The 23,718-nt window shown below is 42.1% G+C and carries 20 protein-coding genes; 11 read left to right on the top strand and 9 right to left on the bottom strand.

What is annotated here, in order from left to right; translation table 11 throughout:
• Positions 1–44 precede the first annotated feature (44 nt).
• A complete protein-coding gene (locus N6H18_RS10250) occupies positions 45–989 on the top strand; it encodes a PhoH family protein (protein ID WP_262308179.1) in 945 nt (314 codons plus the stop codon).
• Between the two features lie 54 nt (positions 990–1,043).
• Positions 1,044–3,134, top strand: a complete 2,091-nt coding sequence (locus tag N6H18_RS10245; RefSeq protein WP_262308178.1) for a ComEC/Rec2 family competence protein — start codon at positions 1,044–1,046, stop codon at positions 3,132–3,134.
• On the opposite strand, the gene N6H18_RS10240 is transcribed toward N6H18_RS10245, so the two are convergent.
• Positions 3,124–3,525: a tellurite resistance TerB family protein gene (locus N6H18_RS10240; protein ID WP_262308177.1), complete on the bottom strand. Its 402-nt coding sequence runs from the start codon at positions 3,523–3,525 to the stop codon at positions 3,124–3,126. The genes N6H18_RS10245 and N6H18_RS10240 overlap by 11 nt on opposite strands.
• Positions 3,526–3,592: 67 nt before the next feature.
• Between N6H18_RS10240 and N6H18_RS10235 the strand changes: the two genes are divergently transcribed.
• From N6H18_RS10235 to N6H18_RS10220, 4 genes are all read left to right on the top strand, one after another.
• Positions 3,593–4,183: an acyl carrier protein phosphodiesterase gene (locus N6H18_RS10235; RefSeq protein ID WP_262308176.1), complete on the top strand. Its 591-nt coding sequence runs from the start codon at positions 3,593–3,595 to the stop codon at positions 4,181–4,183.
• Complete coding sequence (locus tag N6H18_RS10230; protein WP_262308175.1) at positions 4,180–4,617, top strand: hypothetical protein; 438 nt, start codon at positions 4,180–4,182, stop codon at positions 4,615–4,617. Before N6H18_RS10235 ends, N6H18_RS10230 begins: the two co-directional genes overlap by 4 nt.
• Positions 4,618–4,672: 55 nt before the next feature.
• The gene (locus N6H18_RS10225) at positions 4,673–6,583 is read left to right on the top strand and encodes a CocE/NonD family hydrolase (protein ID WP_262308174.1); all 1,911 of its coding nucleotides are present in this window, start codon (positions 4,673–4,675) and stop codon (positions 6,581–6,583) included.
• 219 nt (positions 6,584–6,802) lie between these two features.
• Positions 6,803–6,964 carry a hypothetical protein gene (locus N6H18_RS10220; RefSeq protein WP_262308173.1) on the top strand — a complete coding sequence of 54 codons (162 nt, stop codon included), beginning with the start codon at positions 6,803–6,805 and terminating at the stop codon, positions 6,962–6,964.
• Between the two features lie 315 nt (positions 6,965–7,279).
• On the opposite strand, the gene N6H18_RS10215 is transcribed toward N6H18_RS10220, so the two are convergent.
• The 3 genes from N6H18_RS10215 to tgt are packed head-to-tail and all read right to left on the bottom strand — an operon-like array spanning position 7,280 to position 10,422.
• Positions 7,280–8,203 (bottom strand): DMT family transporter, encoded by a 924-nt coding sequence (locus N6H18_RS10215; protein WP_262308172.1) that lies wholly within the window; start codon positions 8,201–8,203, stop codon positions 7,280–7,282.
• Positions 8,203–9,285, bottom strand: coding sequence for an LptF/LptG family permease (locus tag N6H18_RS10210; protein ID WP_316044796.1), 1,083 nt, complete (start codon positions 9,283–9,285; stop codon positions 8,203–8,205). The genes N6H18_RS10215 and N6H18_RS10210 overlap by 1 nt, the downstream gene beginning before the upstream one ends.
• Before the next feature lie 6 nt (positions 9,286–9,291).
• A complete protein-coding gene (tgt, locus tag N6H18_RS10205; RefSeq protein ID WP_262308171.1) occupies positions 9,292–10,422 on the bottom strand; it encodes a tRNA guanosine(34) transglycosylase Tgt in 1,131 nt (376 codons plus the stop codon).
• Positions 10,423–10,503: 81 nt separating this feature from the next.
• Between tgt and N6H18_RS10200 the strand changes: the two genes are divergently transcribed.
• The 3 genes from N6H18_RS10200 to rsmG are packed head-to-tail and all read left to right on the top strand — an operon-like array spanning position 10,504 to position 12,828.
• Positions 10,504–11,598: a glycosyltransferase gene (locus tag N6H18_RS10200; protein ID WP_262308170.1), complete on the top strand. Its 1,095-nt coding sequence runs from the start codon at positions 10,504–10,506 to the stop codon at positions 11,596–11,598.
• Positions 11,589–12,197: an RNA polymerase sigma factor gene (locus tag N6H18_RS10195; RefSeq protein ID WP_262308169.1), complete on the top strand. Its 609-nt coding sequence runs from the start codon at positions 11,589–11,591 to the stop codon at positions 12,195–12,197. Before N6H18_RS10200 ends, N6H18_RS10195 begins: the two co-directional genes overlap by 10 nt.
• 4 nt (positions 12,198–12,201) lie before the next feature.
• Positions 12,202–12,828 carry a 16S rRNA (guanine(527)-N(7))-methyltransferase RsmG gene (rsmG, locus tag N6H18_RS10190; RefSeq protein ID WP_262308168.1) on the top strand — a complete coding sequence of 209 codons (627 nt, stop codon included), beginning with the start codon at positions 12,202–12,204 and terminating at the stop codon, positions 12,826–12,828.
• A gap of 16 nt (positions 12,829–12,844) precedes the next feature.
• On the opposite strand, the gene N6H18_RS10185 is transcribed toward rsmG, so the two are convergent.
• From N6H18_RS10185 to lon, 5 genes are all read right to left on the bottom strand, one after another.
• Complete coding sequence (locus N6H18_RS10185) at positions 12,845–13,387, bottom strand: dihydrofolate reductase family protein (protein ID WP_262308167.1); 543 nt, start codon at positions 13,385–13,387, stop codon at positions 12,845–12,847.
• 157 nt (positions 13,388–13,544) lie between these two features.
• Positions 13,545–14,432 carry a bestrophin family protein gene (locus N6H18_RS10180; RefSeq protein ID WP_262308166.1) on the bottom strand — a complete coding sequence of 296 codons (888 nt, stop codon included), beginning with the start codon at positions 14,430–14,432 and terminating at the stop codon, positions 13,545–13,547.
• A 135-nt stretch (positions 14,433–14,567) separates the two neighbouring features.
• The gene (hslU, locus tag N6H18_RS10175; RefSeq protein ID WP_262308165.1) at positions 14,568–15,959 is read right to left on the bottom strand and encodes an ATP-dependent protease ATPase subunit HslU; all 1,392 of its coding nucleotides are present in this window, start codon (positions 15,957–15,959) and stop codon (positions 14,568–14,570) included.
• A gap of 1 nt (position 15,960) precedes the next feature.
• A complete protein-coding gene (gene porQ, locus N6H18_RS10170) occupies positions 15,961–16,977 on the bottom strand; it encodes a type IX secretion system protein PorQ (RefSeq protein ID WP_262308164.1) in 1,017 nt (338 codons plus the stop codon).
• Between the two features lie 16 nt (positions 16,978–16,993).
• Positions 16,994–19,450: an endopeptidase La gene (gene lon, locus N6H18_RS10165; RefSeq protein WP_262308163.1), complete on the bottom strand. Its 2,457-nt coding sequence runs from the start codon at positions 19,448–19,450 to the stop codon at positions 16,994–16,996.
• A 219-nt stretch (positions 19,451–19,669) separates the two neighbouring features.
• On the opposite strand from lon, the gene N6H18_RS10160 reads away from it, so the two are divergent.
• Together N6H18_RS10160 and N6H18_RS10155 are read left to right on the top strand one after the other, a co-directional pair.
• Positions 19,670–21,715, top strand: a complete 2,046-nt coding sequence (locus N6H18_RS10160) for an OmpA family protein (RefSeq protein WP_262308162.1) — start codon at positions 19,670–19,672, stop codon at positions 21,713–21,715.
• Between the two features lie 391 nt (positions 21,716–22,106).
• Positions 22,107–23,657 (top strand): DUF1254 domain-containing protein, encoded by a 1,551-nt coding sequence (locus tag N6H18_RS10155; RefSeq protein WP_262308161.1) that lies wholly within the window; start codon positions 22,107–22,109, stop codon positions 23,655–23,657.
• Positions 23,658–23,718: the final 61 nt, after the last annotated feature.

Raw genomic sequence — 23,718 nt, 5'->3', positions numbered from 1 at the left:
TGGCTACACAAAAAAATAATTTCACTGCAAATTAGGTATTTCATTTGGTAGAAAAAACAATAATTCTGGAGAACATTCCACTCGTCGAGTTCCTCGGCTCTGGGAATGAAAACATCGATGAGCTGGCTGCAGCTTTTCCGAAATCAAAGATTGTTTCGAGAGGTAACGAGATCAAAATCCAAGGACCCTCTCCAGAAATCATGAAGATCAATGATGTACTTAATTCCTTGGTAGATCACTACCACAAATTCGGAAAAATCAGCACAAACAACGTCAAGTCCTACATTAATAGTGAAGAAGACGTATTTGGTGAGGATGAAAGTGAAGTCTTGGTTTTTGGCACAAGAGGTATCAAAATAGCAGCCAAATCCAACAACCAAAAGAAGTTGGTTTTAAGTTCTCGAAAAAACGACATAGTGTTTGCAGTAGGTCCAGCAGGTACTGGCAAAACCTACATATCTGTAGCTATGGCTGTCAAAGCACTCAAAGATCGAGATGTTAAAAAAATCATCATTACCAGACCAGCTGTAGAAGCAGGTGAAAACCTAGGTTTTTTACCTGGTGACCTAAAGGAAAAAATAGACCCCTATCTGAGACCGATCTACGATGCACTCCATGATATGGTGCCCGCCGAAAAGCTCAAATTCTACATGGAAACTGGCGTCATTGAGATCGCTCCCCTTGCATACATGCGAGGACGTACTCTCAATCATGCCTTCATTCTGTTGGACGAAGCGCAGAACACTACACCCATGCAAATCAAAATGTTTTTGACCAGAATGGGTCCTGATTCTAAAGTCATCATCACTGGAGACATGTCTCAAATCGACCTGCCTACCAAACAAAAATCGGGACTCAGTGAGGCCATTCACATCCTAAGAGATGTCAAAGGAATAGGCTTTGTGACATTGGATGGAAAAGATGTCGTGAGACATAGATTGGTGAGAGACATCATCGAGGCTTATGATATTTCTGCTGCCAAAGATTAGCAGTTTCAAATCTTTTGGCTAAATTCAACCCAGCAGCATTTCAATTTGGACGAAATGTTTGCTTGGTCACCGATACCCTTTGTTAGAATTTGTGCAGTTTTCATCATAGGAATACTTGCAGCCCATCAATTGCCTGACAATCTTGTTTCCCAATTGGGCTATCTCCCTGTTTGTATTGGATTGATATTTCTTTTGGTTATTTTGTATTCCATTGGGATCAAAGGCAAATCGAAAACAGGAATGGGAATCACGCTTTTGATCCTGATAGGGCTCGCAGGCACCTATCGCTACATAGGTCACAATGCTGACGACCCTAAGGCTAGGTTCAATGCATTTAGCAAAGGCTCTTACTACACAGCTATCATCCAATCGTATCCTGTCACCAAAGGCCACTACAAAATCTACCAAGTAGAAAGCCTCCATATCAAATCAGACACTACAGTCATTGCCCATACCGAACTCGTCCAGCTGTACATAAAGACGGACAGCACGCAGACCATTGAGCTCCAATATGGAGACCTCATACAAATTCAAGGGCTTCCTTTCGAGATATCAGCACCTAGCAATCCTCATGAGTTTGATTATGCCAACTACATGGCTCTACAAAAAATCCACCTCCAGCAATTCATCTCCCCCGACCAAATCCAAGTAGTAAAACATAATCTAGGTAATCCAGTCTTGGCCTCCATTTACAGGCTGAGACAACATTTCGAGAATCAAATTATAAGTAGTATTACTTCACCACAAGAGCAAGGAATTGCGCTGGCTCTGCTACTGGGAATCAAGGATCGTCTAGATGGTGAAATCAAATCCGCCTATGCTGCAGTGGGCGCAATGCACGTATTGGCAGTCTCTGGACTACATGTCGGAGTGATACATTATCTGCTCCTACTTTTGTTTCGTCCTTTCAAACTGGCCTTCTTCAAACAATACCTGTTACCCATACTCAGTATCCTTATGCTCTGGACCTATGCCATGCTGACAGGGTTTTCGCCTTCCATACTAAGAGCCGTTACCATGTTCAGTTTGCTGATATATGGACAATCTCTCGACAGGGCTCCTAATATCTACAATTCTATCTCTGTATCTGCCTTTATCCTACTACTTTTCAATCCCAATCAGATTTTTTCAGTGGGTTTCCAACTATCCTATTTAGCTGTGATAGGCATCGTTTACTTATTTGACAAAATTTATTCTTGGTGGAGTCCGTCCACATGGCTGTGGGACAAAATATGGACAATTACTGCTGTATCCCTCGCTGCACAGATCGCCACAGCTCCTATTAGCATCTACTATTTCCATCAATTTCCTAATTACTTTTTGGGATCGAACCTCTTCGTCATTCCAGCGGCGTTTATAGTCATGTCCGAGGGCATATTCCTCTTCATCGCCAACAGTATATTTCCTAGTATCTGGCCAGGTCTTTTGATGGAGTATAGCATCAAGAGTCTCAATTGGGTAGTCAATCAAATCTATCAATTACCAGGTAGCCTCAAAGAATGGCTCTATCTCTCAGGTGGGCAAACTATCTTGGTGTATTTAGCAATAATATTCCTACTTGTGATGATCGCCAATAGGAAATTCAGGTACTTATGGCCCTTCACGATCTGCATTGCTTTGATCACAACACTAGGCTGCTGGAGTATCTATCAACAATCCACCAAGACAGAGGTGATTCTGTACCACACTAGAGAGAATCAATTCATCGATCGAGTAGATGGATTGAAAGTCAATCTGTACGCGCAGAATTCCATTCAAAACCAAGAACTGCTAGCTTATCAAATCAATCCAAACAGGCTACAATCACACCTAGCCCCAGTAGATCAGGCTGTGCTAATTAATCAAAAAACTTACCAAATCGACACGGGCATGCACGCACTAGTGATGCATAGCACTAGATTTATATTCTTATCAAAGGGATTTGATCCAAACAGCATCAAACTAAAACTAAGGACGGACTACTTGGTAGTAGGATATGATGCTGTACACAGTCTAGAAACAATCAATGACTATTTCAGTTACAAAAGAATCATACTCACTCATACCAACAAGAAAAGAAATATCAGAGACATGAGTAAAGATGCCATCGCACAAGACATCCCACTTATCTCCATGGAGGATACCTACTGCCTGATCAAGATATAAGGTACTTCTGAATATGTTTTTTCAATGATGCCTTGTCTGCACAAAGATCGGGATCAGCATATATTTTGAGCATCAATTCAAAAAGAACATTCTCGTCATATCCCAATCTGGAAGCCATTTTGGCGCAGTATTTAATTTCCTCATTGTACAGCTTGCCATCGATTTTCATCAGCTGTACCACTGAGTAGATCACATCATACTTTTCATCATCGGTCAACCCTGTGAGGTTATCCAAATCCAAACTAACTGCTTCTTCATAAGCTTCCCTAATTTCTTCATTTGACAATCCATTGGCCTTTCCCACTTCGTTGATCAAATCAATTTCCTGTTGAACGATGACTCCATCGATTTTAGCGAGCTGAATGAGGATGTTAAGATGGATATTAGACATGATCTGGTTTTTAAGCTTCTTCACAAATATAACCAATCAAAGGAAAAGCTTTATATTATGCCCATAAATGAATTACCTAGCACATATCTTCCTTTCTTTTGACCAAGAAAAAATAGCCATAGGCAACGTCATAGCTGATTTTGTCAAGGGAAATAAATTTGAAGTATATGAATCTGGGATCAAAAATGGCATTCTGATCCATCGGGAAATCGACTCCTTTACTGATAATCATCCACTAGTCAGACAGGGCAAAAGAAGGCTCTCCGAATACAGACACTACTCTGGTGTGATCATGGATATGTTTTACGATCATTTTTTAGCCAAAAACTGGCACCAATACTCAGATGAAAAGCTAGGCGACTTCACTCATCGATATTATCTTCTCTTTGAGAAAAACAGAAAGTTAATCCCAGAAAAGGCAAATTATTTACTCTATCACATGGCCAAAAATGACTGGCTGTATCACTACCAGTTTGTAGACGGTCTGCAATCTGCACTGACAGGCATGTCTCAACGGACACCATACGAGTCGGGTATGGAGCGTGCCACCGAAAATCTAATGACCGACTATCCTTTACTTGAGAAAGAATTTGAAGAGTTTTTCGGCGAGATTATCAATCATATCCATAATTTTACCGCTCAATTACAAGCGGAATGATCGTATCAAAACCAAAAATATCAACACTCTTTTCAGTTAGTGTTTTCATTACCATCGCCTTGGGACTGTTTGTATATGGTATATTGAATATCAATGATGCTGAGAGTAAAATAGGATGGTATCTACTCATATATACCTCTGGCCCTATTGGAATCGTCGTCTTGCTCAAAATCCTCATGGGAGTTAAGATCATGAAAATCGCGAAAGAGAAGTTTGAGTTGAACATGCCATTCCAATTCAAACGACTCAAATTTGAATCCAAAGAATTAGAAAAATGGAGTCACAGTAGTATCAAAACCATGGGTGGCAAGTACGAAGAAATCACATGGAGACTCAAATCCGGAAAAGAATTTGGTCTCAGCAAACAGGAAAACACAGAATTTGACAAAGTACTCAGATACATGAAGAAAAAGTTAAAAAAAATAGAAGCATAATTCCATTGGTTTTTTCACTTCCGTCACTATGAACGAATTCGCATCAACTCAAAAAATGAAAACAACATTGAATCTCTCAAAACTAATCTTGACTGTAATCGTGTCTCTTTCCCTTTTTGCTTCCTGTGATAGGGACAAAGAGGCCTACTCACCACAGCGTAGCGAAAGTGACTCTTTATTCATTGTCAACAACTATGACAAAACGGAAGTGTATATACCCATGCGTGATGGCACCCAGCTATTCACCTCAATATATACGCCCAATGACGGGCAAGCATACCCGATCATTCTGTTCCGCACACCCTATTCTGTGGCACCATATGGTACTGACAAATCTCAATACCGAAAGGATTTGGGACCCAATATGAGCCTAACCAAAGACAAATACATTTTTGTCTATCAAGACGTAAGGGGAAAATTCATGTCAGAGGGTGATTTCGTCAACATGACCCCTCACGAAGGCATCGTCAATGGCCGAAACGTCAATGAAAGCACTGATACATTTGACACCATTGATTGGTTGCTCTCTCATACGCAAAACAATGGCAATGTAGGGCAGTGGGGTATTTCCTACCCTGGATTCTATACCGCAGCAGGTATGATTGATTCGCACCCAGCACTGAAAGCGGTTTCTCCTCAGGCCCCAATCGCTGATTGGTTCTTTGATGACTTTCACCACCACGGTGCTTTTTTCCCTTCTCACAGTTTTGCTTTCTTATCTTCGTTTGGCGTAGAGAGAGACAGTTTGACCACAGAGTGGGCTCCTGATTTTAATTTTGGCACAGAGGACGGATATGAATTTTACAAGAACATGACTCCTCTTTCTAAAGCCAATGAGTTGTATCTGCACGATAGTATTCCATTTTGGAATGAAATGGTTGCTCACCCCAATTATGATGAATATTGGCAATCCAAAAACATCCTTCCTCATCTAAAAAATGTGAATTGCGCGGTACTGACCGTAGGAGGTTGGTATGATGCCGAAGACCTCTATGGCCCTCTCCATATCTATGCGGAAGTAGAAAAAAACAACCCAAAAACCACCAACACCATTATAATGGGCCCTTGGAGTCATGGAGGATGGAGACGTACAGCAGGAGATTTCTTGGGAGATGTGCATTTCGGAGAAAAAACTTCTACTTTCTTCAACAATGAAGTCTTGACTCCCTTCTTTACCTATCACCTCAAAGGCGAAGGCGAAGCAGACTTGTCCGAAGCGATCATGTTTGAAACAGGTCGCAACCAGTGGAGAAAATTCGAAGAATGGCCACCCAAAAACCTTGACTACAGAAAACTGTATTTCAAGAAAAAAAATGAATTGTCTTTCACTCCTCCCCAAGCCAATGAATTTGGGGTAGATATGTTTGTCAGTGATCCCGCCAACCCCGTGCCCTTCACTCAATATCCAAACCTCAAAATCCCTAAAGAGTATATGGTCGAAGATCAAGGCTTTGTGATCTTAAGAGATGATGTACTGTATTACGTAACCGCCCAACTGGAAGAAGATCTTACTGTGGCTGGCCCCATCATAGCCAATCTGGTAGTCAAAACCAATCAAAGCGCGGCTGATTGGATAGTCAAAATCATTGACGTATATCCTAATGACCATGCTCCATACCCACATCAGCCCGAGAAAATGATAGGCGGCTATCACCAAATGGTCAGAAGTGAAGCACTACGAGGCAGATTCCGAAACAGCTACAAGAAACCAGAACCTTTCACCCCAAAACAGGATGAAAAAATAGAACTAGAACTTCAAGATGTACTGCACACTTTCAAAAAAGGGCACCGTATCATGGTGCAAATTCAAAGCACCTGGTTTCCGTTGATAGACATCAATCCTCAGACTTATGTTGACAACATCTTTGAGGCTAGTGCTGAAGATTTTGTTGTCGCCAAGCATGCTGTGAGCAGATCGGGTTCGAACCCGTCGTACATCAAAATTGGCGTTCTGTCAAAAGAGTGATGAGTAGTAGTTCATCAATAATGAGATTTTAGTCATTCAAAAACCATGTACCTACTTGAATTAATTACAAATTTCACAAGGCAATTTTGTCAATTCTGGAAATATTTACACACAACTGTATAAATCATCCAAGAAATGAAATTCAATAGGAATTTCTGAATTAGAATTGCCCCTCATTAGAATTAAAGCAGCAATCGAGAAAATTAACTTTAATTTTTAATGAAACATATACCTCTATTTACACAGTTCTTAGTGACGGAACGACTATCTCCATACCCTACATGGAGAAGCACACGATATGTGCCGACCATCAGGTTGACAGCACAGTTTTCATATATCCTTCAAAAAGCATTTAACAAGATTTTAGCCTTGCTGACTTAACCCAATTAAGACATCAAAGACAAACCATTCTAACAATACTTCCCTGGTAGCCTCCGCGCTACTAGGGTTGTTTGTTTTACAAATGTTAATCCCTAGATGACAACATTATTTGTGAGGTTCATAACTGTATGGTTAGAATATAAATTCTGAGCAAAAAAGAAAAGCCATCCGTGTGGATGGCTTTCTTCAATATTTAGGTCAGTCTGGCTTATGGAAATTATGTTTCAAAATACGTATTTTTTTGGAACATAACAATAATTACTTCGATGAACTGGTCAAAATCTTAGATCAGTAATAGGTATATTTCGAGTACATTCATTGCAATACCTCTGGATTCATGTACCTGTCTTTGGTCAACTTCCTCACCAACGGATATAGCAAAACAGACAAGATAATGATAGATGTACCTACATAAAATCCCGTACCCATGTGCTCATCATCTTTGAATATAATCAACGCCATGATAATGCCGTATACTGGCTCCAAGTTGATCGTCAAGTTGATTGAAAAAGCAGACAATTGCTTCATCAACTTGACCCCCAGTGAATAGGCAAACACCGTGCATATTACGCCCAAAAACAGCAAAAATGCCCAATCCCAGTTCTGAATAGATACATAGTCAACCATGCGCTCTGTACTCATCCAACTCGCCAGGGGTATGATCATGAGAGTCGTCCCAAATGCACCGAGCATCTCGTACATAGAGATGGTGTAGTGATTTTGTCTGGCGATCAATCGACCATTGATGACAGTGAATAAAGACGCCAAAATTGCTGACGCGATCGCCACTGACAAACCCAAGAATTGATCAAATGATGCATTGAATACCAAAACTATTCCTACCAATGACAAAACACCCAAAAGTGGTTCATAAAACTTGATTGGACGCTTGTTTACGATTGGATCAATAAAGCTTGTCCAAAAAGAAGTGGTAGCAATCCCTGCCAAACAAATCGAAATATTGGACAATCTGGCAGCCAGAAAAAAAGTAATCCAGTGCAGTGCAATAAGAATCCCAGTGGAAAGGATTTTGATCAACTCCTCTTTGGGCAGTTTGTAATTGATTTGCTTGAATAGGATAATCAGATATATCCCTCCTGCCGCAATCAAAGTTCTGTATAAAACCACCCCCAAAGGAGGAATACTAATAAGCTTACCCAAAACAGCTGTAGCACCCCAAATCAATACAATGAAATGCAGCTGTAGGTAGGCTTTCAATTGCGAATTAGCATTCTCCATTATTTAGGAACAAAACGATATAAAATCAAAGATACAACGGCTCCAATCATGTTGGGAATCCATATAGCCACAATAGGGTTCATCGACCCTGCCTCTGCGATGGCCTTGACCAAAATGAATAGGATGATAAACACAAAGGCGATCAAAAAACCCAGTGCTATCTTAAACCCAGCACCACCCCGTGTAGATTTTTCAGCAGATACAGACACTCCCATCAGGGTCAATATGATTGCTGTAAATGGCAACATATAACGTATGTACTTTTCGATTTCATATACCTCGACATCATCGGCACCACGATCTTTGAGCATCGCGATATGATCATTGAGTTCATTGAGATTCATGGTCTCATTGAGTTGATATTTGTTGTCAAAATCTTCGGGCGTGATACTCAACAAGGTGTCCATTTCATCTCCCTTAGAATATTTCTCTCCAAATTCTCCTATCTCTCGCAGCTCCCAATCTTTGAACTGCCAGCGACCCAAAGAATCATCCCAGGTCATCTTCGTAGCAGTCAACTTCTGTTTCATTTCTGTCCCTACAATCTGCTCCAAGGTGACTTTGTATCCTACTTCTGATCTGTTATTGTAGCGCTGGAGATACAAATACTCCTCTTCCCCTATCTTGAAATGAATATCTCTTTCGTTGAAGTAAAAAGGCTTTTTCAGATATTCTACCTCAAATGCAATCCGATACTTATTGGAGTTGGGGATCATCCATCCATTGACATAAAATGTCGTCATGGCAATCAAAATAGCACCCACCAAAAAAGGCATCAGCATCCTACGAAAGCTAATACCACCTGCTAATATGGCAACTATCTCTGTCTTACCAGCCATGCCAGCTGTGACCAATACAGTGGAAATAAATACCGTAATGGGAGCAATCAGATTGGCAATCCAAGGCATAAAACTCAGATAGTAATACACGATCAAGTCCGTAGGTACTTCATTTTTGATGAACTTTTCATTCTTCTCTGTAAAGTCAATTACCACGATCACTACAACCAGTAGCGCCACCACAAAGATGAAAGTGGTAATGAACTTTTTAAAAATGTATTTATCTATCAGTTTGATGCCCACGGGTATCTACAGTCTTGATGAAATTTTTGGCAATATAGCATTTTTCCAAGCTGTAAAATCTCCAGCTTTGATGTGTTTTCTAGCCTCTTTGACCAACCACAAATAAAATGACAAATTGTGTACACTGGCAATCTGAGCACCTAAAGATTCGCTGCTATGTACCAAATGTCTCAGATATGCTTTGGAGTAAGCCATGTCAACATAGCCACCCAAATTAGGATCTATCGGTGAGAAATCCTTCTCCCATTTCTTATTCTTGATATTGATGAGTCCTTCTGAAGTATAGAGCAACCCATGTCGTGCATTGCGAGTAGGCATCACGCAATCAAACATATCTACTCCCAGTGCGATACATTCGAGGATATTCTCTGGTGTGCCGACTCCCATCAGGTAACGTGGCTTATCCGCAGGTAGAATATTGCAGACCAAGTCGGTCGTTTCGTACATCATTTCTGCAGGCTCACCTACGGATAGGCCTCCTATCGCATTGCCTTCGCGACCAAAAGACGCGATCGTCTCTGCAGATTTTTTTCTAAGGTCATGATAGGTACTCCCCTGCACGATAGGAAACAAAGTCTGACTATAGCCATATTTGGGTTCGGTCTGATCAAAACGGTCACAACAACGTTTCAACCAGCGGTGAGTCATTTCCATGGATTCTCTGGCATACTTTAGGTCACATGGATATGGCGTACACTCGTCAAAAGCCATGATGATATCCGCACCAATGGTGCGCTGGATATCCATGACGTGCTCTGGGCTAAAATTATGTTTGGATCCATCTATGTGCGACTGAAACTTTACACCCTCCTCAGTGATTTTTCTTCTGTGCTTGAGAGAATACACCTGATACCCACCACTATCCGTGAGCATGGGTTTATCAAATCCATTGAATTTGTGCAACCCACCAGCGGATTCTATCACATCCAGTCCTGGACGCAAATACAAGTGATAAGTGTTGCCCAAAATAATCTCTGCCTTGATATCCTCCTTGAGCTCACGCTGATGTACGGCCTTGACAGTACCAGCGGTACCTACAGGCATAAATATCGGCGTTTCGATCTGACCATGATCAGTAGTGATCACTCCTGCCCTTGCCCTTGACTTGCTGTCTGTTGTTTCTAACTTAAAATCCATAAACGTTGCAAAAATATGTTGATTTCCACTATAAAATTGGCGTACTGCCGCATATTTGCGTCCAATTGCGAATCAACTGTTATGTCGGAAATTTTCTTGTTCGTTTTATTAGGAAGTACATTCATCCTATCTATCTATTGGACAGTAGCTTGGATCAAAATAAGTCGCTACTCCACGAACACAAGCTCACAAAATCAACCTGTCTCTGTCATCGTATGTGCACACAATGAACTGGACAATTTAAAGGAATTAATTCCCATCCTACAACAACAAAACCATCCGAATTTTGAAATCATCATTGTAGATGACAGATCAGATGACGATACGTTTGACTACATGCTGGATATCAAATCTGAGAAACTCAAGCATGTGAGAGTCGACAAGGTGCATGACCACATCAACGCCAAAAAGTACGCCATCACATTGGGTGTCAAAGCTGCCAAAAACGACATCCTACTCTTCACTGATGCCGATTGTAGACCCACTTCAGAGAATTGGATCACTGAAATGACCAGCCACATCCAAGAGCAGACCAAATTCTCACTGGGTGTATCTCAATACATCAAAGAAAAAGGTTTTCTCAATCTGTACATTCGCTACGAAACCCAACAAACAGCTGTCAACTATGCAGCATGGGCGTTGGCAGGTAATCCATACATGGGAGTAGGTAGAAATTTGGCTTATAGAAAATCAGCATTCATTGAAAACAAGGGATTCAATAAATTCCAACACATCATGGGTGGAGATGACGACCTATTGGTCAATCAACTCGCCAATAAGAAAAATACACAGGTGGTTTTAGGAGCCGACTCACTCACACTTTCAGTCCCCAAAAAAACTTGGCGAGAATATTTCAGACAAAAACTGAGACATTTCTCCGTCAGCAAGTACTATTCCTTCAAGGATAAGACTCTTTTGGGACTACAAAACCTAAGTAATCTGCTTTTCTGGTTGTCTTTGATTATTTTAGCCATACAAACCAACAGATATGAGATTGTATTGGGCATCCTCCTTTTTAGATGGATCATGCTCATGAATCTAAATTATTTCACATCCAAAAAGTTTGGAGACCGTATCAATACTTGGCTAGTACCAGTTCTTGATTTATTTTACGTATTGTTCGTAACTACAGCAGGAACCATCGCGATATTCACTAAGAAGGTTAAATGGAAGTAAAAAAGCAGTTTTCCGAAAAGGCACTAAAGGATTTCAAACTAATCGATCATGCGATCAATGAAGGTGACGAGCAAGCATATGCTGAGCTGATGGATCGCTACAAGCGTCCTGTCTACCACATGATACTCAAGATGATCAGAAACACGGATGATGCAGAAGATCTGACTATCGAGGCGTTTGCCAAAGCTTTCAAAAACCTCCACAAATTCAAAAAAGACTACACATTTAGTACTTGGCTTTTTAGAATCGCCACCAACAACACCATCGATTTTATCAGAAAGAAAAAGCTAAACACCTTTAGTTTGAATACTTCATTCTCAGACGACAATGGAGAGTCCGTCAATATCGATGTAGAAGACAGAACACTTAATCCTCAAGAAGAGGCTATCAATACTCAAAAAATCGAGTTGGTACAGATGTTTGTCACCAAACTACCTCCAAAGTACCAGCGACTGGTTAGGTTGAGATATTTTGATGAGTTATCGTATGATGAGATCGCCAAAACACTGGATGCGCCATTAGGTACTGTCAAAGCTCAATTGCACAGAGCCCGCGAGTTGATGTACGACTTGGTCAAAGACAAAAAGCAGCATATCTAGGAGCATGTCTAAGATCATCTTGAAGTACTTTCCTCAGCTCAGTGCTGAACAAAAGGAACAGTTTGCCCAGTTAGAACCTCTGTACAAAGATTGGAATAGCAAAATCAATGTCATCTCTCGCAAGGACATTGAAGAACTCAATGTGCGCCATGTACTCCACTCTCTTGGGATTGCCAAAGTCATGGATTTCCTTCCAGGTTCTAGTATCTTGGACATAGGTACAGGTGGGGGCTTCCCAGGTATACCACTTGCTATACTCTACCCAGAATCACAGTTTGTCTTGGTAGATAGTATTGGGAAGAAGATCAAAGTAGTAAATGAAGTCGCCCAAGCTCTTGGGTTGAAAAATGTAACTGGAATCCATGGACGTGCAGAAACTGTCCCTGGTCAATTTGATTTTGTCGTCAGTAGAGCCGTGACGAGAATGAAGCCATTCTACCAGTGGACCAAAGGCAAGTTCAAAAAAGAATCCAAACATCCTTTAAAAAATGGCATTCTATATTTGAAAGGTGGAGATTTGGCCGAAGAAATGCTAGAGTCCAAACTCCGATACAAAGTCCATGACCTGACTACTTATTTCAAAGAAGATTTCTTCGAAACCAAGAAAATCGTCTACGTAGAAAAACAATAGTAGGGAGCTAGCCCTATCAATTCTCATTCAATCGGACATAATGCAACTGTACCAATCCTGATTCAAAACTAGTAGAATTGATGAGGGCGATATCCTGAGAAGGAACCCCTCCTTTGAACAATCTCTTGCCATCCCCCAATATGACAGGAATCACCGATATCACATACTCATCGATGAGACTACTACTCATGAGTAGCTTGATTACGTCTGCCCCTCCATCACAGATGATATTTTGACCTGATTCTCTTTTTAGTTCATAAATCAAATCTTCAATATCATCATTGTAAAAGATAATATTCTTCTCTGGTAGCAATTCTTGCCTGGTGATCACATAACATTCCATCTTTTCGGCTTGTGGCAGATGCCCTACCATGTCGATGATTTTATCATATGTTTTGCGTCCGACAATATAAGTATCCACTCGATCCATGAATTCAGAATAACCATAATCCTCTCCCTCTCTTTCGACCATATCCAGCCAAGACAAATCATCATCATCAGTTGCCAAATAGCCATCTAGACTCATACTTACATACAAAATTAATTTCCTTTCAGACATCTCAACGCATTGAATAATTCACATGATACAATGACCACCACAAAATCCAAGTTAAGTAACCTAAGCATAAAAGGAAATAGAATCGATTTATCTTTTTGAGAGGTTAAAAGACAATACAATATACCCCCAGCCTACTCCTCAATGTTAAATAACACAATTACATCACATAAAAAGTATCTTGCTCTACAGGGGCAGGAAGGTCTGACTGACCGATGAGCTGTTTGAGGTTATGCTCGATGGTATTGGCAATTGCAGACACTGAAATATCCGTAGGTCGGTTTTCAAATGGATCCTGGAGGTAAAAGGCTGTTTTCTCCAACAATAAAAAAGGCAAAGAAATCAGTACCATCATGGGTATTTCCCAAAGACGATCCACCTCTGCCAAAGCAACGGCCAACAAGGTGATAAAAAGATAAATGAACAAATGTAAAAACAATCGATAGGAAGTGGGAAAAACAGTATTCTTGATTCGCTCTGCCATTCCCATACTCTGACATAGGCGAACCAGCGTTTTATCTATCTGGATTTGCTGGTAATCATTGATTTTACCGTCTTGATACATTTGTCGCAAATCTACCGAATGCTCGTTGAGTATCGCCAATGGTACATTTTTATGACTGGCAACTCTGGCAAATTCTTCCTCACTCAAGAAATCTCCCATTTTATCCAATGGAGACAGACCTCGCAGGGATTGACCCAAACTGTGCGGCCATGCCATCTGTCGGTTGGCAATGCGAATAGTTTGCTCACAGTTTCCGTCTTTGTGGTAGTTGAGGACCTGTAGAGTCAGTGTCCTCGAATCATTGACAATGGCACCCCAAATCTTGCGTGCCTCCCACCATCGATCATACGACTGACTGAGTTTAAACCCCAGCAACAAGGATATGGCTGTACCCATAAATGCAGGAATATTGATCGGAATAATAGGAAAATTGATCTTGCGTACGAGAAAGAAAACACCAACAGATACAATCATAACTGCAATCGCATCCACATACGCGAACTTGATAAAGTAATTAAGAGGAATACGGTATCTGATGAGCATAGGTAGATGGTTTAAAGGTGTCCAAATCTAGGTTATTCCCGATTTGTTCAGAATTTAAGGTTCAACATTCATAAAAACAAGAATCAAGATTTCAAAAATCAGCCTAATCCATAAGCCATTTCCGAGCATCGCGTCTTACAAGATATACTGGCTCAAATCTCTGTTTTCTACCATTCCACTCAGCTTCTCCAAGACCATGGCTTTGTTGATGACTATTTTGGCATTGGGTCCAATGAGGTCTGGTATATCGAAGAGGATATCGTTGAGCAACCTGCTCATCACCGTATGTAGACGTCTAGCGCCAATGTTTTCTATCTCAGCATTGATCTCGAAGGCCATGCTGGCAATTTCTTCTATCGCTTCGGATTCAAAACTAATCTCTACATCTTCAGCGGCGATCAGTGCTGCATACTGCTTGGTCAACGCATTTTTAGGCTCGCTGAGGATACGGACAAAATCCGCCTTGGTCAAATTTTCTAGCTCAACCCTGATCGGAAATCTACCTTGCAACTCAGGAATCAAATCAGATGGTTTTGCGAAATGAAAAGCCCCTGCCGCTACAAACAAGATGTGATCCGTGTTGATCACCCCATATTTGGTATTGACAGCACTGCCTTCTACAATCGGAAGCAAGTCTCTCTGCACACCTTCACGACTCACGTCGGGTCCACCCTTTTTGGAAGCCCCTACCGCAATTTTATCAATCTCATCGATGAAGATGATACCCGTGTTTTCAGCTTTAGCAATTGCCTCATCTTTGACCTCATCCATGTCTATCAATCGAGAAGACTCCTCCTCCATCAACAATTTCCTTGCGTCCGCAATCGTTACTTTGCGTTTTTTGGTTTTCTGCGGAATCATGTTCCCGATCATTTCTTGCAGATTCATCATGGAAGATTCATCCATCTGACCTCCACCAATCATTCCAATCCCAGGGGTGTTATTTTGCTTGATACTAATATCAATTTTTCGATCTTCAAGCTCACGATTTTTGATTTTCTCTCTGAATCTCACACGGGTCTTCTCGTTGAGTTCTGCATCATCCACTATCGTGCTGGCTCCATCGGCATTGTTCAATACAGATGGGGTAGTCTTCTTGACAGGAGGTATCAAAGCATCTAGAATAATGTTTTCTACAATTTCTTCCGCCTTTTCCTTTACGGCCTCTTTCTTGGCATTTTTTACCAGTGCTACAGACTGCTCTACTAGATCACGAACCATGCTCTCGACATCACGCCCTACATAGCCCACTTCCGTAAACTTAGAAGCCTCAACCTTCACGAAGGGAGCGTCTGCTATTTTTGCCAGTCGTCGGGCTATCTCAGTCTTACCCACTCCCGTAGCTCCAATCATCAAAATGTTGTTGGGAACAATTTCTCCTTGGATATCCGTCTTGACATTCATTCTTCTCCATCGGTTCCTCAAAGCGATCGCAACATTCCTCTTGGCATCATGCTGCCCGATGATGTACTTGTCTAACTCTGCTACGATCTCTTTGGGTGTTAAATATTGGTCTGTTGACAACATCTTATATGATTGATTTTTTCTTAAAAACTTTATTCAAATTACTGGTAATGGTAAAATAACTCCTACCACTGTCTATATGGTACGTCGTGAAGGTGTACGATAGTTCAAACATTTTGATCCTCACCATAGCGCCCAACGAAATACCAGCCAATCCTTGTTTCTCCTCCATTTTCAATTCCTTTCTGATCAAGTGATTGTATCCGACTCTCAATTGAAAATTTTGACTGATGACTACTTCTGTTCCCAAATTGATGTGACGAAAAATTTCATCCACCTTTCCTGGTTCATCGTCTTCAGAAAAGTCAGCATCGTAATACACTGACCCAGATTTACCCAGATTGTATGCCGTCACCGAAAACCTAAACGGCATGTGCTCTGGTTTGAAAGTCACACCCATCTGTACATCAAACGGCAGAGTGGATTCAGAACTACCTGTATAGTCTGAAAACACCACGCCCATGTTCTTAAATAACAAAGCTACCTGCAGCTCATGTGTGGGATGGGTAAATGTCCCCCCTAAGTCCATCGTCAACGCACTCGACCCATAGCTGTCAATATTGGACGAAATAAACCTGAGATTGGCTCCCATGGTGAACAAACCTAAGGTATGGCTATGAGACAAAACCACGGCTGTTTCGTTGGCAGAGGTCTTACCCAAAGCATTGCCAGCTAGGTCATAACTATCAAACTCACCATAACCCATATGCTGTACGCCAATACCTATAGGTCCCAACCTTTTGAGATTCCATGCATAGGCAAAAGAATTGTACTGCACATCCGCATAATAACTCAGATGACTCCATGATATATGGTTGTGATTGACAGAGTCCAACAATGCTGGATTGGACAAAAATAGATTTACATCCTGATCTGTTGAAGATATCACCACACCTCCCAGACCAGCTACTCTCGCACCAACAGGCAAATTTAAAAAATCATAGGAGTGACTTGCATCCAGTTGCGCACACAAAAGACCTGCTTGAAATATCAACAATAGGATCAATACAGGTTTCTTCATGCTTCTTGCTCTGAGATTAATTGCTTTTTTCGGTCAACTCAAATTTCACCGGATCCTGGACCTTTTGCTGTAACAGTGCAATCTCCAACACTTCGTCTACAGTATCGACAAAATGGAAGGTCAGATCCTTGACATATCGCTCATCAATCTCTTCGATATCCTTTTTGTTCTTATTGCAGAGAATAATCTCCTTGATGCCTGCTCTCTTGGCGGCCAACATTTTCTCCTTGATCCCGCCCACTGGCAATACTTTACCTCTCAAAGTAATCTCACCTGTCATTGCCAGCTTGTCTTTGATCATTCTTTGGGTAAATATCGATGCCAATGAGGTCAACATGGTGATCCCTGCTGATGGTCCATCCTTGGGTACAGCACCCGCAGGCACATGCACGTGCAAATCATAGTTGTCAAATGTCCTGTAATCAATGTTTAGCTTCTCGGCGTTTGACTTCAAGTATGACAAGGCCGTGACAGCTGATTCCTTCATCACATCTCCCAATTGACCTGACAAGGTCAACTTGCCTTTGCCTCTGCTCAAACTGGATTCGATGAACAAAATTTCTCCGCCCACTGATGTCCAAGCCAGACCAGTGACCACACCAGCCATCTTGTTGTTTTGATACAGCTCCTTATCGTAGATTTCTGCTCCCAAGATTCGTCTCACCTCATCAACAGTTACTTTCTTCTGATAAGATTCTTCCATAGCAAGAGACTTGGCAGCATCCCTCACGATGGTTCCGATCTTGCGCTCCAGTGTTCTCACACCAGACTCTCTCGTGTAGTCATCAATCACTTTGGCTATGGCCTTCTTATCCATAGATAGGTCGGTAGCTTTCAACCCATGTTCTTCCAATTGCTTAGGAAACAAATGCTTCTTAGCGATCTCCACTTTTTCTTCCATGGTATAGCCCGTCACCTCGATGATCTCCATTCTGTCTCTCAGAGCTGGCTGTATCGTATCGAGTGAATTGGCTGTCGCGATGAACAAAACTTTGGACAGGTCATATTCTACCTCCAAGAAATTATCCTTGAACGCGTTGTTTTGCTCGGGATCTAAAACCTCCAACAAGGCAGACGATGGATCACCTCTAAACTCTGTTGATATCTTGTCTATCTCATCCAACACGAATACTGGATTAGAAAATTTGGCCTTGTTGATGTTCTGAATCACCTTGCCTGGCATGGCGCCAATGTAGGTCTTGCGATGCCCACGAATCTCTGCCTCGTCATGCACACCACCGAGTGACATCCTGACATACTCACGGTTGAGGGCTTTGGCAATTGACTTACCTAGTGATGTCTTACCTACACCAGGAGGGCCAAAAAGACAAATAATCGGCCCTTTCAAGTCATTTTTCAGTTTTCTCACGGCGAGGTACTCAATGATTCTGTCTTTGACTTTTTCCAATCCAAAATGATCACGATCCAAGATTTTTTTGGCTCGTTTCAGATCAAAATTATCATGAGACATATCGTTCCATGGCAGCTCTACCAGCAGTTCGGCATAATTCATCGCTACCGGATATTCTGCTGCCATAGGATTCATTCTCAGGATTTTGTCAATCTCCTTGTTGAAATGCTCCTCAACCTCATCTGGCCAGTTTTTCTTAGCACCAGCAGCTCTCAAATCATCTATTTCTTGTTCTGGGCTACCCTGGCCGAGCTCGTCTTGCAGCACCTTCATCTGCTGACGGAGATAATAGTCTCTCTGTTGCTGATCAATATCGGTATTCACTTTGTTTTGAATCTCATGTCTGAGTTCCAGCACCTGAATATCCTTGAGCATGTATTGAAGGAGCTGCTCGGCGCGTTTGGATCCATTGTTAATATCTAGCAACTTCTGCTTGTCCTTGACATCCGTATTGATGTTGGAGCATAGAAAGTGGGTCAAAAAGCTAAAACTGTCAATACTCTCCAAGGCAATTTGTGCTTCCTTAGGAATATCTGGGTTCAGCTTCAAAATCTTCTTAGCCGCATCCTTCAAGGAATGAATGATAGCTTTGGTATGGCTCTCCTCTCCTGACTCAAAATCCTCATTGAGTAACTTGACTTTGGCAGTCATGTAGGGATTTTCTTGCACAATCTGCTCAATATTCATCCGCTTTTTACCTTGAATGATAATCGTGGTATTGCCATCTGGCAACACCAGCATTTTCAAGATTTTAGCCACTGTACCTGTCTTGTAAATTTCTCCCTCTTTAGGGTCTTCAGCCAAGGGGTTTTTCTGTGCAGTCACCCCGATGATCTTGTTGCTGCGGTAGGCCTTCTTGACCAGCCTGATGGATTTTTGTCTCCCTACGGTAATTGGGATCACCACACCTGGAAATAAAACTGCGTTTTTGAGAGGTAATATGGGGAGATCTTCTGGAAGATCGTCTTGATGTATTTCGGTTTCGTCTCCAGTCAAATCTAGAGGGATCAAATCACCTGCATCTTCATCACTGAGATCTGAAAAGGAGCTTGTAGAAAACATGTTATATTGAATCATAAATAAACTTCACTTGCCTGTCACTATGACATAAAAACTAGATTTCATGTCAAAATTTAAAGATAATCATAAGTTGCAATCGCTATGCCAAAGTAATTATATTTAATCTAGCATTTAATTCGTTTAGAAGGTCAGCTGCATTACTTTTGAAATTCAGCTAGGGTACATATTATACAAGCAAAGAATATTCATAATTTAAATCGAGTGCATAGTTTCATAACTATCAAAAACCATATACTTCTCGTAGTTGCTGTTGTAATCCTTTGGACAATTGGGTCGGCAAGTGTCGTACAGGCTCAATTCTCAAAGAAGAAGCATGACAGTCAAGCAATTGCAGACCTAGATACGCTCAATGGCGAGTGGGAATTCAATATTTATAAATTTCCCAACGTCAACAAAATCAACTACTACCAAAACAAAACAGAGCTCCATCGCATCCAAAGATTGGAACACAATCGCGACTGGGAAAAGCTGTATCCTGCACTCCAACAGTACATCAAAAACTTCGGTATTAGAAATTTCTATGTAGACACGTACTGGATCTGGAGACTAGCCAAATTGACAGAGATCTACGGCACGGACGAAGAGGCCACTTCTCTGTACAAGCTGGTGCTGCGTCATCATCACAACAATATCAATATCCAAGAGCTCGAACTGTACTATGACTCATTGAACACCCAGGAGACCGAAAATTTCGTTCCGCTAGACTACTACTACAAACTCGTCGAGCATCGAAAAGCCATCGACACCATCCGGCCACCCCGTGGCGTATTGCTCAACATGGGAAGAAAAATCAACTCCCGCCATGCTGACTATGGACCTTCTATTGGGCTTCAAAACCAAGTTCTCATCTTTACATCCAAGAGAAACGAAAGAATGATCAATCTGGACTATGTCAAAAATGAAGACTTGTTCATCAGTCGCCGCGTAGATGGCTATTGGGAACTCTGTACCGACCTGACACAAATCAACACCCAATACAACGAAGGTTCTGCGTGTCTGAGCAAGGATGGCAAGACACTCTACTTCTCCAGATGTGGATCTCCGTATGGCTTGGGTAATTGCGATATATTCATGGCGAGTCTGAGTGAAGACAGTGTCTGGACAGATATTCATAACCTCGGTACCAATGTCAACAGCATCAGTTGGGATTCTCATCCTTCTCTGTCACATACCGAAGACACGCTTTATTTTGCCTCAGACCGAATCGGTGGCTTTGGTCTGTCTGACATCTACTTCAGCTACAAAAACGAACATGGCGCATGGATGCCCGCCCAAAACCTCGGCCCCATCATCAACACCCGCCACAACGAAGTGAGTCCCTTCTATCACCCTGAGTTCGAAGTATTGTTCTTTAGCTCCAATGGGCAACTCTACAAATTCGGCGAGTTTGACATCTACAAAGCCTACCACAAGGATGCGGCTTGGAGTGAGCCAATCAATATTGGTCCGCTGGTCAACGGGCGAGGCAGTGAGTTTTATTTCACGATGGATTCTCACTCCAAAGACCTGTACTACGCCCGCTCCGCAACCCATGATCTCGACAAACTCGATTTGTACTCCTTTCCACTACCCATGGAGGCACAGCCAGAGGCACTGACCGAGATCGCAGGATCACTGACAGATTCTCTGACTGGCAAGCCTTTTACAGGTATCGTGTCCGTGATTGATCTCGATGATGGTGTGGAGGTTTCTCCCAAATACCTAAAACCTGATGGTTCGTTTGAGTTTGATTTGATCAATAACAAAAACTACTTACTAGTCATACAAGGTGATGAATTCTTCCGAATCGAAGAAATGTTCTACCTAGATGGTCCGATGCGCTTTGATGAGGTCACCAACCACATCGCCAGTCGTGTCAAATTCGAATCGATCGAATTTGATCCTGGCAAGGCAGATTTGAAGGGTGAAATGTATGGTGATCTCAACAAAGTGGTCAACTTCATGTACGACAACCCAGATTTCTTCTTGAGGATTTCAGGACATACGGACAAGTTTGGTACCGAACAATTCAACCTCGATTTGTCGATAGATCGAGCCAACACCATCCGTGACTACATTGTTACCTTTGGGGGTGTAGCAGGTGACCGTGTAGAAGCACAAGGATTTGGGAGTAACAAACCGATTGTAGAGGAGCACACCGAGAGAGATCAAAACCTCAATAGAAGAGTCGAATTTGAAATCTATAGACCAGCCAAGCCGCTAAAAGAAAAAACCGTGGATGAGCTGACCGAAGAGGATTTTGATTAGATGGCTCTGCTGGAGTGGACTCAATGTTGTTTAACCACTCAAGTAATCGTCACTGCGAGACACGAGTCTTATTCCTTTCTCATTCTTCTAGAACAATATCATTCATTAGAAATTTAACACTTCCTTCTTCAACCCAATTTTTAATTTGATTAAATATTTTTAGATGAAGCCCATCATGTTTGTTAGATAAGGTGTCAAAACCATTAGAGTGATCATACCCCATACTGACCTATCTAAAAAAATGTCAATTTCTTCCACGAATCAGCATATCTGCTTACAATATCTTATGGATTTGCACTAGTTTTAGTAAGGGAACCAGACGATTCGACAAATTTGGCTGCTTGCCTAGCAGCAACTCACAAAAAACACAAAGTACTAACCACTAAAAACTATGATGAACAAATCCATCTTAACCCTATCTCTGGCTACTGCAGTATTGTTTACTGCATGCCAGCCACAAGAAAAGCAGCAAAGTGCTGCTCCTGAACCTAATCACTATGAAAGTTTGGCTAGTCTGCCGCTTGAGGGAGGTTACCCTACAGCGGAGGTGTCTCGCACACTGGACGAAGAACTTTATTTCCAACGTGCCACACAGACTTACCTATGGGCATTGCCGGCAGTCAACATGTACGCCATGAAGGAAGGCTTGGGCAAGACCTTTGGCGAAGGCTACAATGTAATCTCGGTCTTTGAGAAAAGGCTAAAACCCCAAACCATCATCACTACGCCCAACTCGGATGTGATCTATGCGCTGGGTTTTGCCGATCTGAGCAAAACAGGTCCTTTGGTGCTGGATGTACCTCCGATGCTACAGGGATTGTTGGATGACTTTTGGCACAGACCACTCGAAGGGCCAGAGCGCCCCGATGGCACCCGCTTCTTGGGAGACATTGGCTTCCCTGGACCAGATCGCGGCAAAGGAGGCAAGTACCTGATCGTACCTGAGGGCTATGACGGAGAAGTACCCGAAGGCTACTACCTCTATACCAGCAAAACCAATGGCGTATTTATCTTCCAGCGTGGTTTCTTCCAGTCTGTAGATAACCTACAACCAGGTGTAGATGCAGTAGAGGGCATCAAGATTTACCCGCTAGAGGGAGAGGCTATACCGATGGATTTTCAGCATGCCTCTGACATCCCATCAGATGCCTTGTTTGCGCATGACTTCTCTTATTTCGAAATGCTCAACCGCTTCATCCAAAGCGATCGTGTGGACAACATCGATCCATATATGCACGGCATGTTGACAGCTATCGGTATCAAAAAAGGTACAGCATTCAATCCAACAACTCGCCAAAAGGAGCTACTCGATCAGGCTGCTGAGACGGCCTGGCGCATGGCCAAAAACATCGCGGCTAATTTTGACGGAGAGCCTGACGGCCTGTGGTGGAACGACCGCAAATGGGTCGCTCATGCACATACAGAGCTTGATGATTTTATGCATACTTTGATAGACGAGGAATTTAGAGACAGAGTGACCAAGCATACAGATGTCAATGCCAAAGCGCACATGTACATCAATCACTACTCGATCAGTACAGGTATGATGTCGTCTATCGTCGGTTTGGGAGCCAAGTATGGCAATGCTTACAAAGACAGCGAGGGCAACTACCTCATGGGTGAAAACAGCTATGAAATTACCTTCCCTGCTGATATGCCTGCCAAGCTGTTTACCTCACTCACTTTGTATGACGCAGAGACCGCAGCGGGTGTAGATGCCGAGGGGCAAGTTTATCCTTCGCTCAATACCATGAACGAGTTGGTAGCCAACGAAGATGGTTCAGTGACCTTCTTCATAGGACCGGACAATCCAGACAACAAGTCCAACTTCATCAAAACCGTACCTGGCAGAGGCTGGTTTAGCTTGTTCCGCTTCTATGGACCAGAGCAGGCTTTCTTCGACCGTACATACAAGCCGGGCGACTTTGTGAAGGTGAAATAACATAGAACATTAACCCTCCAAGGGTTTAAAACCCTTGGAGTTTTTTTAACTTCTTTCAAGA

It is taken from the genome of Reichenbachiella agarivorans, assembly GCF_025502585.1.
Taxonomy (GTDB): domain Bacteria; phylum Bacteroidota; class Bacteroidia; order Cytophagales; family Cyclobacteriaceae; genus Reichenbachiella; species Reichenbachiella agarivorans.
The sequence above is the reverse complement of the archived record's forward strand: the minus strand, read 5'-3'. Positions and strand labels throughout refer to the sequence as shown.